This window comes from Achromobacter marplatensis (assembly GCF_049060505.1).
GTDB classification, from domain to species: domain Bacteria; phylum Pseudomonadota; class Gammaproteobacteria; order Burkholderiales; family Burkholderiaceae_B; genus Achromobacter; species Achromobacter marplatensis_A.
Genome location: NZ_JBMGRB010000007.1, coordinates 280,921 through 293,631 on the forward strand (window position 1 = coordinate 280,921; position 12,711 = coordinate 293,631).

8 protein-coding genes are annotated in these 12,711 nt (G+C 62.8%); 1 reads left to right on the top strand and 7 read right to left on the bottom strand.

Annotated features, from left to right (window positions below; all coding sequences use genetic code 11):
- Nucleotides 1-6 precede the first annotated feature (6 nt).
- The 5 genes from ACI0FO_RS19060 to glmS form a co-directional block, all read right to left on the bottom strand.
- A complete protein-coding gene (locus ACI0FO_RS19060) occupies nucleotides 7-1,164 on the bottom strand; it encodes a polysaccharide biosynthesis/export family protein (protein ID WP_416029124.1) in 1,158 nt (385 codons plus the stop codon).
- A gap of 42 nt (nucleotides 1,165-1,206) precedes the next feature.
- The gene (locus tag ACI0FO_RS19065) at nucleotides 1,207-3,258 is read right to left on the bottom strand and encodes a glycosyltransferase (RefSeq protein WP_416029126.1); all 2,052 of its coding nucleotides are present in this window, start codon (nucleotides 3,256-3,258) and stop codon (nucleotides 1,207-1,209) included.
- The gene (locus tag ACI0FO_RS19070) at nucleotides 3,255-5,735 is read right to left on the bottom strand and encodes a hypothetical protein (protein ID WP_416029128.1); all 2,481 of its coding nucleotides are present in this window, start codon (nucleotides 5,733-5,735) and stop codon (nucleotides 3,255-3,257) included. Before ACI0FO_RS19070 ends, ACI0FO_RS19065 begins: the two co-directional genes overlap by 4 nt.
- A 39-nt stretch (nucleotides 5,736-5,774) precedes the next feature.
- Nucleotides 5,775-7,034, bottom strand: coding sequence for a nucleotide sugar dehydrogenase (locus tag ACI0FO_RS19075; RefSeq protein WP_416029130.1), 1,260 nt, complete (start codon nucleotides 7,032-7,034; stop codon nucleotides 5,775-5,777).
- 793 nt (nucleotides 7,035-7,827) lie between these two features.
- A complete protein-coding gene (gene glmS / locus ACI0FO_RS19080; RefSeq protein WP_105559014.1) occupies nucleotides 7,828-9,660 on the bottom strand; it encodes a glutamine--fructose-6-phosphate transaminase (isomerizing) in 1,833 nt (610 codons plus the stop codon).
- A gap of 150 nt (nucleotides 9,661-9,810) precedes the next feature.
- Between glmS and ACI0FO_RS19085 the strand changes: the two genes are divergently transcribed.
- Nucleotides 9,811-10,299: an Lrp/AsnC family transcriptional regulator gene (locus ACI0FO_RS19085; RefSeq protein WP_416029132.1), complete on the top strand. Its 489-nt coding sequence runs from the start codon at nucleotides 9,811-9,813 to the stop codon at nucleotides 10,297-10,299.
- A 15-nt stretch (nucleotides 10,300-10,314) separates the two neighbouring features.
- Here the strand turns inward: ACI0FO_RS19085 and ACI0FO_RS19090 are convergent, their stop codons facing one another.
- Complete coding sequence (locus tag ACI0FO_RS19090; protein WP_416029134.1) at nucleotides 10,315-11,373, bottom strand: glycosyltransferase family 4 protein; 1,059 nt, start codon at nucleotides 11,371-11,373, stop codon at nucleotides 10,315-10,317.
- Nucleotides 11,370-12,692, bottom strand: a complete 1,323-nt coding sequence (locus ACI0FO_RS19095; protein ID WP_416029135.1) for a UDP-glucose dehydrogenase family protein — start codon at nucleotides 12,690-12,692, stop codon at nucleotides 11,370-11,372. The genes ACI0FO_RS19090 and ACI0FO_RS19095 overlap by 4 nt, the downstream gene beginning before the upstream one ends.
- Between the last annotated feature and the right edge of the window lie 19 nt (nucleotides 12,693-12,711).

A 12,711-nucleotide genomic window follows, 5' to 3' on the forward strand; every position in this document is an offset into this window, starting at 1 on the left:
GACACGCTATTGCGATACGCCGGATGAACTGGAGCCCGAATCGCTGTCGATAGCCCGCGTGGCGCTGAAGCCTGCGCTCATCGTGACGCGGAACGCCGACAAGACCTTCTGCACCTGGGTGAACGGCGCATCCGAAATGTAGATGGCCTGGCCTTCCTGCACGGTAAATTCGCGCGCCAGCGCCACCTGCTCCGGCCGGGTCAGGTCAAACTGGTAGACCACGGGCAGCATGTCGGGCTTGCCGGCAACGCCGGCCTTTGCCGGCGTGAACAGGAACACCGAACGCGGGTCGGCCAGCTTGTCGTCAAGCCCCCGGGAATCGGCCAGGGCATCCAGCACACTGTAGTTGCGCTTGCTGATGGCCACGCGCCCCTGCGTGCCCGCCGCGCCCAGCACAGTCAGGTATTCACGCGAGTCATAGGCGGTGATGACATCGCCCGGCCGCAGCAGGATGTCGTTGTTCTGGTTGCGATAGATGTCCGACAACCGCACCGACGCAACCTGGTTATCGCGGCGCAAGCTGATGACGAGCTGCTCGGGATTCGTCTGCACGGGCGCGGCCTGCGCCAGCGCGCTGCTCAGGCGCTGCGCGGTCTGCGTGATGGGGAACATGCCGGGCTTGGTCAGGTTGCCCTGAACGGTCACCATCTGCCCGCGCGCGTCGGCCGCGCGCGTCACGCTGACGTCGGCGCCCACGACCAGTTTGGACAGGCGCGCGACGATCGCGTCATGCAGCTTGCCCAGCGTCAGGCCTTCGGCCCGGAACTTTCCAAGAATGGGGAACGTGACATTCCCCGCCCGGTCGATCTCCTGGTTACCCAGGTCGCTCACGCCAGACGGGTCGGCGGCGAACACGCCCAGCCCGCCCCGCTCCCAGACCTTCACATTGATACCATCGCCAGGCACCAGACTGTCGAATCCCGCTTGCGTCAGATCGCGATAGCGCACGGGAAAATCAGCAACGTCGGGCACCCGGCTTTTCTGCACCAGATCACGCGACACAGGCATCACCACGACATCCTTGTCGTCGTGCGCCCCCGTCATCTCGCTTAGCATCGGGCCAGAACGCGGCAGTTGGCAGCCCGTGAGTGAAAGCGCGGAAAGCAGCATCAGGGCCAGGGCCGCGTTGCGCCGCAGGCCCGGAGCCGGGACATTCATTTGCATAAAATCCTTTAGCGTTAGCAGCTCGAAAAGATAAGCGGCCAATCAGGCTTGCATCAAGCGCATGGGCTGCAGATCCATGCGTTCGTCGTTTTCGGAGACGGGCATGCACAAGGCCAGGAACTTGGTCAGCATGGCGTCAAGCGAAAACAGTTTTTGCGCGCGGTGGCGGCTATGCGCCCTCAATTGCTCGTTGCTGCGCACCTGGTCCACCATCGACGCGACTTTTTCGCACGCCTCGTGCAGGTCCGGGTGGTCGACATCGCTGAGCAAGTGGCCGGTCTCGTTTTCGACAAAACACTCGCCCGCGCCGCCGGCAGGCGTCGAGATCACCGGCACCCCCAACAACTGGGCTTCGATCAGCACATTCGGCAACCCCTCGTACCGGGACAGCAGCACGCTGGCATCCATTTGCGAATACCAATAACCAACGTGGTTCGACAAGCCCACAAGCAGTAGCCGCTCGGTCACGTTCAACTCATGCGCCAACGCCTCGATGTTCTCTCGAAGGCGTCCATCGCCCACAATGACGAAACGCGCTTTCGGGCGTTCCTTCAGATAGAGCGCGGCAAGCTTTATCCACAGCTGCGGACGCTTGTCCGGCTCCAGCCGGAAGACGCCGCCGATCGTCTCGGTGGCGTCCGTCGTGCTTTCCTGGAAGGCCTTCCACTTTTCCTTATCGGCGTCGGACGCGTCAGTCGCCAGATCCGGCACGCCGTTGTACAGGATGTGAAAACGCATGATGGGGATGCCCAGCCATTCGGAATAGGCTTCCGCCGCCTTGCGGCTATTGCTGACGAAGACCACCCCGGGCACCTGGGCCAAGGCCTGGTAAAGCTCGGGATACTCTTCGCGGAAGCGGTCTTTGCGGATATTGGGCGGCAGTCCGCGGAAGACAAGGTGAATGGTCGGCGTGCCGGCCAGCAGCGCCGCCAACGCGCCAAACAGGCAGGTGCCGTCTTGCCACAGGCTCACCACGTCGAACGAGACGGCGCGCAACACCGGCGCCAGCCGCGTCACGCCGTAGTGAACCGGCGGAGGCAATTGTTCCAGCAACCGGCCCAGGCTGCCCTCGGGAACGGCTTGATGGGACACGGACACAGCGGGAAGCTTATTGATTTCCGTGACCGGAATCTGCGCCTTGACCAGCACGGGCAGGAAGAAATCCAGCTCTTGCTTCTTGGGCGAACCCGGTGGCTCGGTGTGCTGTTTCACCAGCACTTCCACCTTCTTCGGCTTCATCAGCACGTCGGCCGGCCGCTGCTCGGGAAACGCCGCCAAGCGGGTCAGTTCACCGGCAAGCCGGGTCAGCTGACGCTCGGCGCCGCCCGGCCCAAGGCTGCCGGTCACAAGCGCCACGGACACAGGTTTTTCCGGCGAATTCTCGGCAACCTTCCGATCCCGAAAGTGCAAGATCGCGTGTTTCATCGACACGATCCTGATGTCCTTTCCAACCAGTCCCTCTTCCGATTCGAAGCGCTGGTAGAAGGCATAGTCGCTTGCCAGTCCGTCGGCAAGTTCCGCCGCCTTGCTGCCCGGCGTCAGATGCTTGGCCACCGGCGCAATCGCCTCGAACGCATCGGCCAGCAAGCCGCGTTTGCGCAAGCGCTTGGCGAACTCGACGCGCATATTCCGGTCGGTGTATTGCGTGATCAACCGGCGGAACAGCGCGTCCGATTGCTCGTGCGCGCGGATGTCGCTAAGCAGCTTGGCCCGGGCGAACAAGCGGTCGGGGCTCTCCGCCGATTCGGGTAGATGGCGGTCGACCAGCTCCAACGCCGCGTCGACATGCCGCTCCTTCACCAGGCGGGTTGCGCAATAGCGGACGATCTGAAGGTCGTCCGGGCATTCCTGCAACAGCGTTGCCCACTGTTCGGCCATGCCCTCGTTCAAGCCCGCCGACTCCTTCAGCCTGAGCAGAAGAAAACGGACCTTCGAATCTTCCAAGTGATCGCGCGCCAGCACTTTCGCGCGAGCCAGGTTTTCCTGTGCGACTTGAACCCGCCCTGAAGCCGCGACGATTTCCTCTAATTGGGCCTGAACCCATTGAAGGTCGGACTTGGCGTCCGCACGCTCGGTAATCAGTGGTGGATTCATGCCGCCTTTCTCCGGTTGATCTTCTCGATCCAGACCTGGCAGCGCTCGATGTAATGGTCGAACTGAGCCGGATTATCGGAACGTTCCTGGAGCTTTTTCCAGTGCGGCAGCGCTTGTTCGAAACGATGCAGCCGCATGGCGCCAACGGCGGCCAGACGCAGGCCGATCGGATCTTCCGGCACGAGTTGCACGATCTTCTCGCCAAGCGCCAGGCGTTCGGTTGCGCTCGCCGGGTCCAGCGCACGCGCTTCGGCATACAAAACGGTAAGGATGCGGCGCTTTTCACGGTCGACCTCGGTCATCTCCGGCCAAGACTGCGCAACGCGCTCCAGCAAGGTCCAGGCCGCTTGATGATCACCGGCGGACAGGCTCTCGCGGGCGCCGCGAATCGCGCGCGGCCCGAGCCTGCCCAACTGGCGCTCTGCTTCTTCCTTGGCGCTCTGGTCGGCCGACGGATGGGCAAGAACCATCTTGTAGGCATCGATCGCTTCGCCGTACCAGCCACCGTTGAACGCGGCGCGCGCGAAGAACAGCTGCGCGCTGAGCGGAGCGGATTCGCCGGCTGCGGCCTGCGCAAGATGGCGCATGGCGGTTTGCTTGTCACCCAGCGCGTCGGCCGCGCGGCCTCGCATCGCGTCCAACTCGGGGAAGGCAACCTGGGTGTCGAGGGCGATATCCGTCAGGTCGATCACTTCCTTGTGGTTGCCCGCCAACAGCGCGGCCCGCACGCCAAGACGCATGGCACGTTCGAATGCACGCTGCGCGCGCGCGCCGGTCAGGGCGTTGGGATTAAGCAGGCGGTGCGCGCAGATCCTTTCGGCCGCGTCGCGCAGGCGTCCTTCTTCCAAGGCGCGATTGCCTTCTTCGGCCCATGCCGCCGACTGCGCAAGCAGCCATTCCGAAATCTCTTCCTGCTGGCTGTCGGCCAGGTGGCAAGACGCGGCCAACGCCGCCGAAGCCATGATGAAACCGCGCCACGAGGCTTCCTTGACGAGCTCCAGCGCAACGACGCCATCCAGCGCGGGAGACTCGGCGGCCAGGGCACGCAGCCCGGTGCGATCGCCGGCCAGCAGGCGGTCTCGCCACAGCACGGCAAAGCCGCGTCCATACGTGGGCATCACCGCGCGGACTTCATGGACCCAGCGGATGGCGGCTTCCATGTCGCCGCTCGTCTGCAGCAGGGACAGCACCGTATCGGCGGCTTCGACCGCGCTCGCGTCTTCCGGCGACGAGATGCGGAACAACTGCTTCCAATTGCCCAGGGCCTCGTCAACGTAGCCCAGCTGGCCCGCGGACACCGCCGCGATGCGGACGATTTCGGGGGTCTCGATCTCGTCGCCCAGCAGGCCGGCCGCTAGCGAGTAGGCCACATCGAAACGGCCCAGCTTGAACTGATTGCGCATCAGGATCTGCTCGGCTTTGCTGCCGGTCGCCAATGCGCCGTCCGCGCTGCCCAGCAACGCAAGCGAGCCTTCGTAGTCGCCCAGTTCTTCCTGGATCCTGGCGAACAGCAGAACATGATCGGGCAGCCCGGGGTGGCGGCGCAGCACGTCGCGCACACGGCGCGATGCCTCGCGCAAATTGCCCGAGTCCCAGATCTTTTCGATGCGTTCGACGCTGTCCTCGGCGGCGAGCTTGGGCACGGCGATATGGGGCGTGGTGCCGCTCATCCGCGGACGCATGAAGTTCTTGAACCAGTCCACGTACAGGCGCTCGGCAAAGAGCGGCGTGTAGTGGGTCAGGTCCAGGCCGCCGTCTTCCATCGCTTCGGCTTGCCCGACCTTGTTCATCAGCGGCGTGGGATCGTAGCAAGGCACGCCGATGCGCTGCGCGCTTTCCGTCACGACGGAGATCAACTGCTGCCGCTGCTCGATTGGCATGTTGTCAGGCGTCAGGGCGTTGACGTGCGTGACGAACACCACCTTGTCATGGCCGATCAGATCGACCAGCTGGCGCATTTCCGCCTCGATCTCTTCATCCGTCTGATCGCGCTTGACGATGCGCGCCAACAGCTCGCGATCCTCGGACGACAGGCTCTTGAAGACCGGGTCCCGGTCCAGCAACGCGCGCCTTTCGGCCAGCCGGTCAGCATGGGCCATCGACCAGAACGTCCGGGTGCGGGTACGGTCGGCGAAGAACTCGCTGAAGTAGCGCACCACGTAGTTGGACTGGATGGGATAGCCGTCGATGGTCAGCAGCTTGCGCGAAGAAAGCTCGACCATGTAAAGATCGGCCGGCTTATGCGTTCCGCGGCGAGCCTGCTCGCCATTCGAGGGACGAAAGATCAGACGTTGGACGTCGGCGGGAATATCGCCCTGGCCGAACATGAACCGCGCCTGCTGAAGCGCCTCGGCGCTGGTATGCACGAAACCGTAGTTGCGCCCGAGTTGCAGTTTGATCGGATAGCGCCCCACGGCATCGCGCAGCGGCGTATGGATGCGGCAGGTGCCAATCGGAGCAGTGGTAAATGCAGTCATTCTGGGTCTCTCCTGCAGTGATGGGTAGCGAGACCGAACTTAAAGAGTCCAGTACAAGAGGTCGGAAGCAAGCCGTTTGCTGTCAAGCACGGACTTCAGGTCGCAGACCATCCCGCCGCTCTTGACCAGACTGGGCATGTCGTCCCAGATGGTGTCCATGGTTTCGCGGTGCGGAACGGCAAGAATCAGCACATCCATGTCTCGGAAATCGCCGCGGTCGGCGAGCTTGATGCCGTACTCGTGCTCCATCTGGCCCGCGTCGGCCATCGGGTCGCAGGCCACCGGCGTAATGCCGTACTTGCCCAGGGCGTTGTACAGATCAACCACTTTCGAATTGCGGATGTCCGGCACGTTTTCCTTGAACGTCATCCCCAGGATGCCGACCCGGGTCGAGGCATTCAGGCGGCCGTTGCGGGCCAAGGTCTGGACGATGCGCGAGGCGACGTGATTGGCCATGCCGTCATTGATGCGGCGGCCCGACAGGATCACCTCGGGGTGATAACCCAGCTCTTGCGCCTTGGACGTCAGGTAATACGGGTCGACGCCGATGCAATGGCCGCCGACAAGGCCGGGCGTGAACTTCAGGAAGTTCCACTTGGTGCCTGCCGCAGCCAGCACTTCCGACGTGCGGATGCCGACCAGATCGCAGATCTTCGACATTTCGTTCATCAACGCGATGTTGATATCGCGCTGCGTGTTCTCAAGCACCTTCGCGGCTTCGGCCACTTTGATCGAAGAGGCGCGGTGCACCCCTGCGTCGATGATCTTCTCGTAGACGCCCGCGATGACTTCCAGCGAGGCCTCGTCCTGACCGGACACGATCTTGACGATCTTCTCCAGCGGATGCTCGCGGTCGCCCGGATTGATCCGCTCGGGGCTGTACCCCAGCTTGAAGTCGACGCCGCAGCGCAAGCCGGACACCTTCTCCAGCTCGGGGCCGCAGATTTCCTCGGTTGCGCCCGGGTGGACGGTGGATTCAAACACCACGATGCATCCAGGGCGCAGTACGGGGCCGATCGATCGGCAAGCGCGCACCAGCAGCGAGAAATCCGGATTGTTCTTCTCATCGACGGGTGTCGGCACGGCCACGACGAAAAAGTCGCAGCCTTCCAATTCCGTCACCTGGTCGGTGAACTGCATGGGGGAAGCCAGCAATGCGTCGCGTTCGATTTCGCCAGTCCAGTCATCACCCTCTTTCAGCCGTGCGATTCGACGCTTATCCACATCAAAGCCAATGACATCAAAGCGCTTGGAAAATGCGACGGCTACGGGCAGGCCGACATATCCAAGGCCACACACTGCGATTCTCTTTACCACGGGGACCTCACTGTTTTCGTCGTGTCGGAGACACTAGAAATCGACGCCCAACGACACGAATTCGATATGAAATCGAGAGACGTTTGTCCTGGTTGGGCTGACAGATTGCTTAAGATTGATTACAGCTCGATACCCAGATATACGTGTTGGGCGACGAGCCAACGAATCGTAAAGGGGGCAGACAGCAAACTTCTTTCTAAAAATTTTTATTGCTGTGCAAATAAGTCGGAGGGTCCGTAATAAACCTAGGGAATCCCCTCAAATAATTACATTCATTACACAAACCGCAACATAGCCGAATCGCGAGGTTGTTAATAAATATTAAAATTCGTTTTTCTTATTTTGGTTTAACGAAAATGAAAAGAGATAATACGATCCCCAGGGATATTTATTAATAGCGCCACGAAATATGACTAAATAAAAGTCAAACGGGGAAGTCGCCATCATTCAGAAAGGATACCGTGTTAGGCACCCTATTTGCCGCAACAACATATGTACGTTTTATTCCAATGGATGCGAAGAACCGGCCCCGGCGGCCGACGCTTCATCATGGGCAACATGTTTTCGCTGCGCGCCAAGGCCTTCCCCGAGCTGTCGCACGGACCTGCACCGCGACGGCTTGAATGCACAGGCCGTTGGCGCCATGACGCCCCGGTGTCGGGCGCCCGGCAGAAGTGGTACGAGCCCCCGCCTCAATACACCCGAGCGAAAAGAAGGGCCGCAATAGCGGCCCTTGTCATGTTCACAGCGAGGAAAGCCCGCTACGGGCGTCGCGCTATTCCACCGTCACGCTCTTAGCCAGGTTGCGGGGCTTGTCCACGTCCGTGCCGCGCGCGCATGCCGTGTGGTAGGACAGCAGTTGCAGCGGGATGGTGTGCAGGATCGGCGACAGCTTGCCGTAGTTCTCCGGCATGCGGATTACGTGCATGCCTTCGGCGCTCTGGATCTTGCTGTCGGCGTCAGCGAACACGTAAAGCTCGCCGCCGCGCGCGCGCACTTCCTGCATGTTGGACTTCAGCTTTTCCAGCAGCTCGTCCTTGGGCGCGATGGTCACGACGGGCATGTGCTCCGTCACCAGCGCCAGCGGGCCGTGCTTGAGTTCGCCGGCCGGGTAGGCTTCGGCGTGGATGTAGCTGATTTCCTTCAGCTTCAGCGCGCCTTCCAGCGCGATCGGGTAGTGCATGCCGCGGCCCAGGAACAGGGCGTTTTCCTTGGACGCGAAGCGGTCGGCCCACGCCATGATCTGCGGTTCCAGCGCCAGCACCGAACCGATGGCCACCGGCAGGTGACGCAGCGCCTTCAGGTGCTCGGCTTCCTGTTCGTCACTCAGGCGGCCGCGCGCTTGCGCCAGCGTCAGCGTCAGCAGGAACAACGCAGTCAGCTGCGTGGTGAAAGCCTTGGTCGACGCCACGCCGATTTCAACGCCGGCGCGCGTGATGTAAGACAGCTTGCACTCGCGCACCATCGCGCTGGTGGACACGTTGCAGATGGTCAGCGTGTTTTCCATCCCCAGCGAGCGCGCATGCTTCAGCGCGGCCAGCGTATCGGCGGTTTCGCCAGACTGCGAGATCGTCACCACCAGCGAACGCGGGTTGGGCACGCTGTCGCGGTAGCGGTATTCGCTGGCGATTTCAACGGCGACCGGGATCTTGGCGATGGACTCGATCCAGTACTTGGCGGTCAGGCCCGCGTAGTAGCTGGTGCCGCAAGCCAGGATCAATAGCGAATCGATGTCCTTGAAGACCTTGAAGGCATCGTCGCCGAACAGCTCGGGCGTGATGGCTTCGATGTCTTGCAAGGTATCGCCGACGGCGCGCGGCTGCTCGAAGATTTCCTTCTGCATGTAGTGGCGGTAGGGCCCGAGTTCGGCGGCGCCCGTGTGCACGTGCACGGTGTGCACTTCGCGGTCCACGTTCTTGCCAGCGGCGTCCACGATCCAGACACGCGACAACTGCAGGTCGACGACGTCACCGTCTTCCAGGTAAATGATCTGGTCGGTGGTGCCCGCCAGGGCCAGCGCGTCAGAAGCCAGGAAGTTCTCATTCTGGCCCACGCCCACCACCAGCGGCGAGCCTTGGCGCGCGCCCACGACGCGGTGCGGTTCGTCGCGGCAGAACACGGCGATGGCGTAGGCGCCATGCAGGCGGCGCACGGCGTTTTGCACGGCTTCGAACAAGTCGCCAGCGTACAGGTGATTCACCAGATGCGCGATGACTTCGGTGTCGGTCTGGCTTTCAAAGACGTAGCCCACGGCCTGCAGCTCGGCGCGCAGTTCGTCGTGGTTCTCGATGATGCCGTTGTGCACCAGCGCGATGCGCGGTTCGTCGTTGCCCAGGTGCGAAAAGTGCGGATGGGCGTTGTGCGTGGCCGGCACGCCGTGCGTGGCCCAACGGGTGTGGGCGATGCCGGTGAAACCTTGCACCTTGTCTTCGGCGACCTGCTCGGCCAGTTCGGCCACGCGCTGCGTGCTGCGCGTGCGGCGCAGATGGCCGTCGGCGTAGACGGCGACGCCGCAGGAATCGTAGCCGCGATATTCCAGCCGCTTCAGGCCTTCAACGAGGATCGGGGTGATGTCGCGCTGGGCGACGGCGCCAACAATGCCGCACATAGGAGAGACTCCGCTAAGTTCGTGTACCGACGCATTGTGCGCGACCCGCCAAGAAATATGATTTCTTTATAGACAAATAAGTGGAATTTAATTCCCTTACATAAATGTGATTAAATTATCTTTCTTAATAACCACATTTTTGAATTAATCATGCAAAACGTGCCGATTTTGCTACCGGAACTTGATGATCTGGACCGGCGCATTCTTGAACAGTTACAAGAAGACAGCTCGTTGACCAATCAGGATCTGGCCGCGCGGGTGCATGCGTCGCCCCCGACGTGCCTGCGGCGGGTGCGGCGATTGGTGGACGAAGGCGTGATTGACCGTCAGGTCGCCATCCTGGCTGCCGAAAAACTGGGCAGCACGCTGACCGCGATCGTCGAGATCACACTGGACGTGCAGGCAGCGGAAAGCCTGGATGCGTTCGAGCAAAGCATGCTGGTCGAACCCGCCGTGCTGCAGTGCTATCGGGTGTCGCCAGGGCCGGACTTCGTGGTGATCGCGCAGGTCAAGGACATGCCGGCCTATCACGCGTTGGTGCACCGGGCGTTCACGGCCCAAGCCAATGTGCGCAACGTGCGCACGTTCTTCTCGGTGCACCGCGCCAAGTTCGAGACGCGGATCGACGTGCGCGGGTAACGCCAGGCGTTCCGTCTACCGGCGGCCCAGCAGGCGCTCGAATTGCGCCAGGTAGCGGTTGCCCATCTCTTGGACGTCGTGTTCGCTCTTCACGTAGGCATAGGCGCGCTGCGTGACGTCGTCACGGAACGCGGCGTCGTCCAGGCAGCGGGCCATGCCGGCCGCCATGGCCTGGTGGTCGCCCACCGCCACCAGCACGCCGCGGCCGTCGGCCAGGCTTTCCTTCAAGCCGCCCGCGTCGGTGGACACCACCGGCACGCGCTGCAGGAAAGCGTCCAGCACGCTGCTGCCCAGCGCTTCTTCTTCGGAGCTCATCACGAACACGTCGAGAATGCTGTAGAAGTCTTCGACCCCTTTGCGAAAGCCCGCAAAGCGGTAGACGTCTTCGATGCCCAGCTTCTTGGCTTCGTCCTTGGCCTGCTGCTCACGGTCGCCGCCGGCGCCGAAATGCAGGAAGACGAAGTCGCGGCGCGTCTGGGCCAGCTCGCCCACGGCGCGCACCAAGGTCACCGGGTCTTTGTCGCGGATCAGCGCGGCCGACGTCGCCATGACCTTTTTGCCCGCCAGATCGAATTCACGGACCAGGGCGGCAACGTTTTCCGCGTTGATCTCGTGCGGTTCGACGGCGCTGCGGATGATGACCGGTTCGATGCCCAGCCGGCGCGGTTCGCTGGCGGCCATCTCGCTGATGGCCACGAACAGGTTGGCGTGGCGCCACTTGAAACCCGTCTTCCACTCATCGCCCGGCTTGACCACGAACGACGTGCGGCGCGAAAACACCACCGGGCTGCGATGCAGCCATTTCGTCAGCACGGCCCACGTGATGGTGTTGGCCGTCTGCGCGTGGATGATGTCGTAGCGGCCAGCGCCGGCCAGAAACGCCAATTGGCCCGGCACGTTGCGGCAGGTGTGGGCCACAAAACCCTCTTGGCGGGCGCGCTCTGCAAGCGGCGCGCCCTCGCGGCACATCACTTCGACGTCATGGCCCGCCTTGCGGAAGGCGCGCATGCAATACAGCGTCTGCCGTTCGCCGCCGCGCCAGCCTTTTTCGAAGTTCAGTTGCAGGATTTTCATGCGCGCCCGATGCCCGAATATTCGAAGCCCTGGCCGCGGATGTCGGCCGGTGTGTACAGGTTGCGGCCGTCGATGATCAGCGGCGTCTTGAGCAGGGCCTTCACGCGGTCGAAGTCGGGCGCGCGGAAGACCTTCCATTCGGTCGCGATCAGCAGCGCGTCCGCGCCGTCCAGCGCGTCGTACATGTCGGTGGCGAACGTGATGCCGGGCTGGCCGACCAGGATGCGCGCGGCCTCGTGCATGGCCACCGGATCATAAGCGCGCACCTCGGCGCCGCGGCGCGTCAGTTCGGCAATGACCGTCAGGCTGGGCGCTTCGCGCATGTCGTCGGTGTTCGGCTTGAACGACAAGCCCCACAGCGCGATCTTGCGGCCGCGCAAATCTTCGCCGTAGCGCGCCACCAGCTTTTCCGACAAGCGGAATTTCTGCGCATGGTTGGCGGCCTCGGCGGCTTCGATGACCCGCATGGGCAAGGCGTTTTCCGCGGCGGTGTTGACCAGCGCCTGCACGTCTTTCGGAAAGCAGGAACCGCCGTAACCCGCGCCGGGGTACAGGAAGTGGTAGCCGATGCGAGGGTCCGCGCCGATGCCGCGGCGCACCTGCTCGATGTCGGCGCCCAGCGCTTCGGCCAGGTTCGCCATTTCGTTCATGAACGAGATGCGCGTGGCCAGCATGGCGTTGGCGGCGTACTTGGTCAGTTCGGCCGAGCGCACGTCCATCACCATCAGCCGGTCGTGCGTGCGCTGGAACGGTTCATAGATGCGGCGCATCACGCCCACCGTGTAGTCGTCGTCGGCGCCGACGATCACGCGGTCCGGGCTCATGAAGTCGTTGATGGCGGCCCCTTCCTTCAGGAATTCGGGGTTGGACGCCACGCTGAACGGAAGCTGGACGCCGCGCGCGGCGAGTTCCTTGTCCACCACCGCGCGCACCCGGTCGGCCGTGCCGACGGGCACGGTGGACTTGTCCACGATCAGCTTGCGGGACGTCATGTGACGCGCGATGTTCTGGGCGGCGGCCAGCACGTACTTCAGGTCGGCGGACCCGTCTTCGCCCGGCGGCGTGCCCACGGCGATGAACTGCACGTCGCCGAAGGCCACGCTTTGCGCCACGTCGTCCGTGAAATGCAGGCGGCCCGCCTGCACGTTACGGCGGACCAGGTCTTCCAGGCCGGGCTCGTAGATGGGGATGCCGCCCTGGCGCAGCAGGGCGATCTTTGCCGCGTCCACGTCCAGACACATGACGTCGTTACCCATGTCGGCCAGGCACGCTCCCGACACCAACCCCACGTAACCGGTACCCACGACCGTGATTTTCATGCCTGCACGCCTTCAAAAT

Excerpts from the sequence above, each read along its gene's own strand:
- ACI0FO_RS19060 (WP_416029124.1), bottom strand. The coding sequence starts at position 1,164 with ATGCAAATGAATGTCCCGGCTCCGGGCCTGCGGCGCAACGCGGCCCTG.
- ACI0FO_RS19065 (WP_416029126.1), bottom strand. The coding sequence starts at position 3,258 with ATGAATCCACCACTGATTACCGAGCGTGCGGACGCCAAGTCCGACCTT.
- ACI0FO_RS19070 (WP_416029128.1), bottom strand. The coding sequence starts at position 5,735 with ATGACTGCATTTACCACTGCTCCGATTGGCACCTGCCGCATCCATACG.
- glmS (WP_105559014.1), bottom strand. The coding sequence starts at position 9,660 with ATGTGCGGCATTGTTGGCGCCGTCGCCCAGCGCGACATCACCCCGATC.
- ACI0FO_RS19085 (WP_416029132.1), top strand. The coding sequence starts at position 9,811 with ATGCAAAACGTGCCGATTTTGCTACCGGAACTTGATGATCTGGACCGG.
- ACI0FO_RS19090 (WP_416029134.1), bottom strand. The coding sequence starts at position 11,373 with ATGAAAATCCTGCAACTGAACTTCGAAAAAGGCTGGCGCGGCGGCGAA.
- ACI0FO_RS19095 (WP_416029135.1), bottom strand. The coding sequence starts at position 12,692 with ATGAAAATCACGGTCGTGGGTACCGGTTACGTGGGGTTGGTGTCGGGA.